Annotated in this window: 2 protein-coding genes; both read left to right on the top strand. The window is 71.1% G+C overall.

Annotated features, from left to right (window positions below):
• Nucleotides 1–113: 113 nt before the first annotated feature.
• Nucleotides 114–1448: a serine hydrolase domain-containing protein gene (locus G6016_RS12555; RefSeq protein WP_182632978.1), complete on the top strand. Its 1335-nt coding sequence runs from the start codon at nt 114–116 to the stop codon at nt 1446–1448.
• A gap of 2 nt (nt 1449–1450) precedes the next feature.
• On the top strand, nt 1451–3496 hold a 2046-nt coding region (locus tag G6016_RS12550), incomplete at its 3' end, for an FUSC family protein (protein WP_182632977.1).

Below are 3496 nucleotides of genomic sequence, written 5' to 3'. Positions count from 1 at the left end.
GCGGCCTCGGCGGCATCAGCTTCGGCGGCGGTGGCGGAGGTTTCAGCGGCGGCGGCTTCGGCGGCGGTGGAGGCGGCTGGGGCGGCGGCGGCGCGGGCGGAAGATTCTGACCGATGAGACTGCGTCGAATCCTGCTCTGGGCCGTCCTGGTCATCGTGATCCTCGTGGTGGTCGCGGTCGCCGTGGCCGCCTACCTCTACCGGCCCATGCTGCGCACCGGCACCGGCTACGCGGCCCACAATGCGTGCGCCCTCACCTTCCTCGCCGATCGCACCGAACCGGAGACCGATCTCCCGCCCAACCCGCTCGTGCCGTACCTGCGCACGAGCATCGATGAGGCCGAGGGCACGGCCTCCGTGTCTCTCCTCGGGATAGCGTTCCGGCAGACCGCGTACGTCTCCGAGCACGGCTGCGCGCTCGGCGACCGCGCCGAAGGCGCGCAGCACACCTCCCCGCCCCCGCCACTCCTCGAGGGCGGCCCGGAAGGAATTGACCTCCCGATCGCCGACAGTCCGGAGGGGCTCGGGGCCGCGCTCGACGAGGCTGCGACTCGGGACGGGACGCGTGGTGTCGTCGTCGTCCATAACGGACAGATCATCGGCGAGCGGTATGCCGAGGGCTTTGGCCCCGACACCCGCCAGCTCGGGTGGTCCATGGGCAAGAGCGTGGCCTCCACCCTCGTCGGCCGGGCGCAGGTCGAGTTCCCGGACGCCGACCTCGACCCCGCCGCCACCGCCCTGCGCCCCGAATGGTCCGACGACCGCGCGGACATCTCCCTCGACGACCTCATGCGCATGACCACGGGCCTGGAATGGGACGAGGAATACGACCTCGGCACCCCCATCACCGAGATGCTCTTCGACCAGCCCGACATGGCCGCGTTCGCCGCCTCCCAGCCGCTGGCGCACGAACCCGGAACCTTCCGCCAGTACTCCTCGGGCACCACCAACATCCTGTGCGACCTCCTGCACGAACGCACCGGACTGGGACCCGAGATGGCCGAGGAACTACTGTTCCGGCCGCTGGGGATGCGCAGCGCGGTCCTCGAGGCCGACGCCTCCGGACGCTCCGTCTGCAGCTCGTACCTGTGGGCGACCCCGCGCGACTTCGCCCGCCTCGGGCAGTTCGTCCTGGACGGCGGCGAGGTGGACGGCGAGCAGCTCTTGCCCCGGGGGTGGATGGACTACGCCACCACCGTCGTGCCCGCCGACGGCGAACCCGAACCGTACGGCGCCCAGTGGTGGACCAACTCCGCCGGCGACGGCTCCCCCACCCACCTGCCGATGCCCGAGGACGCCTACTGGGCCTCCGGGCACGACGGCCAGTACATCGTGGTGGTGCCCTCGGCCGACCTGGTGGTGGTGCGCACCGGATTCACGCCCGGCGCCACGATCGGCGGGCTCGAAATCGACCGGCTCGTCAACGCCGCGGTGGAGTCCGTGGACTGACCATGCCCACCCACCTGTTCACCCGGATCTTGCACGCCATCGGCGCCCACGACCCCGCCCGCGAGCGGCTGCGCAAGACCCTGTCGATCACCGGCGGGATCTTCGTCAGCGTGCTGTGGGGGTGGGGCGTGGTGCATTTCCTGCACGCCGACACCGGGATGCTGGCCATGTCAGTGTTCCTGTCGATGATGACCGGCGTGTTCGTCAAGGACTCAACCGCGCCGGCACGCGTGGTGACCGCCGCCCTGCTCATCCCCACGGTCGTGCTGATCCCGACCCTCGCCACGCTTTTGTCCGGCAACCGCACCGTCCTGCTGGTCTGCTTCGTGCTGCTGTCCGGCGTCGCCGTGTGGATCCGCCGGTGGGGTCCGCGCGCCACCACCCTGGGCACGCTGAGCTTCTTCGCGTACTTCTTCACCCTGTTCATGCGCCCCACCCTCGAGGACCTGCCCCCGTTCCTGCTGATCGCGGCCGGGGCGGCCACCACGCAGCTGGGGGTGAAGCTGATCATGTGGGTCAGCCGGCACCCCGAGCGGGAACTGGGGACCCTCCTCCACGAACTACGAATCGCGACCGCTGCGGCCATCGATGCGGCGGCGACTCCGGATCACGATCGCGCCCAGCAGGCCCGGCTCGGGCGCGTCGATGCGATGTGGCGCGCCATCACCGGCTGGACCAAGGATTTCCGCACCGAGTCGTTCTCGGATTGGGACGCCGAGACCCTGGCCCTGCGGGTGATGGACGTGTGCGTGCACACCGAGGAGGCCTGCCACGAGCTGATCGTCGGGCATTCCACCGGTGCCGACCTGCGCACCGCCCTCGGCCATGTCTCCGCGGCCCTCGACGAGCACGCCCCAGCGCCGCGCCTGGCCGACGCCGAATCGTGGGCCCGGCAGGTGGTGGCCGAGGTCGAGGCCGCTGCGGGGCTCGACGCCGCGACCCACGCGGACGTGTGTACCTACCGGCTCGCCGAGTGCGTCCTGGCGCACGCCCGCCTCAAGGAGATCAGGCTGCACCGCCGAAGCGCCCCACCGGCGACGGCGGATGATCCGACGACGGCGGGTGGTCCGGGGTCCGCGGACGGTGCGCCGTCGGTGGGTGGTCCTGACACCACCGCGACGACGACACCAGCGCTCGCCTCCACCGACCCGGGACCGGACGCCCCGCACGCTGCTCCCGCGGCCGTCGAGGACACCGGTGACCCGAAGCGATTCCGGTGGATCGCCTGGCGTGACTGGACCCCCACCAGCCGGCTCGCGATCCAGGCCATGACCGCCACCGCCATCGCGTCGGTGGTGGGCGAGCTCATCTCCGCGACCCGCTGGTACTGGGCCGTGCTCACGGCGTTCCTCGTCTTCCTGAGCACCACGACCCGCAGCGGCATCCTCACCCGCGCCTACCGGCGTGTGCTGGGGACCGTGATCGGGCTGGTTGCCGGGGTGGCCCTGACCTACCTCGCGCACGACAACACGGCGGCGCTGGTGGCCATCGGACTCGTGGGGATCATGGGCATGATCTACTTCGCCCCACTCAACTACATGTACGCCGCCAGTTTCATCACGGTCATGCTCGTGGCGCTGTACGACATGCTCGGGGTGCTGCACGGTCACCTGCTCGCCCTGCGCCTCGAGGAAACCCTGGCGGGGGCCCTGTGCGGCGTGGTCTGCGCCTATCTCCTCCTGTCGACCACCTCCAGGCCCTCGCTGCTCAAGGAGGTCGACGCGTACTTCGACGCCATCGATGACGTGCTCGCCGAGGGCGCGGCCGTCGCCACCGACCGGACGAGGATCCCGGCCCTTCTGGACGCGGTCCACACGGTGGAGGCGGCCCAGGCCGATGTCGACGACACCATCTCGGCGATGAGCGCCGCGTTTCTCATCATCGGCCACGACCGTGTGGACTCCGCACGCGATCTGACCGCGTACGGGACCCGCTCCTCGGTGCGATTCGCCCAGGTGCTCGTGGACGCGGGCACCCCCGAGACCGCCGCCGCGCTGAGCCGCGAGAGCGATGCGCTCGGCACCGGGGTGGCGCGGGCCCGCGCGGCC

Source organism: Dietzia aerolata (genome assembly GCF_014144865.1).
Lineage (GTDB): Bacteria > Actinomycetota > Actinomycetes > Mycobacteriales > Mycobacteriaceae > Dietzia > Dietzia aerolata.
This window is presented reverse-complemented; position numbering and strand designations above follow the sequence as displayed.

What these genes read in the sequence shown, in the direction of transcription:
- G6016_RS12555 (WP_182632978.1), top strand. Translation starts at nt 114, where the DNA reads ATGAGACTGCGTCGAATCCTGCTCTGGGCCGTCCTGGTCATCGTGATC.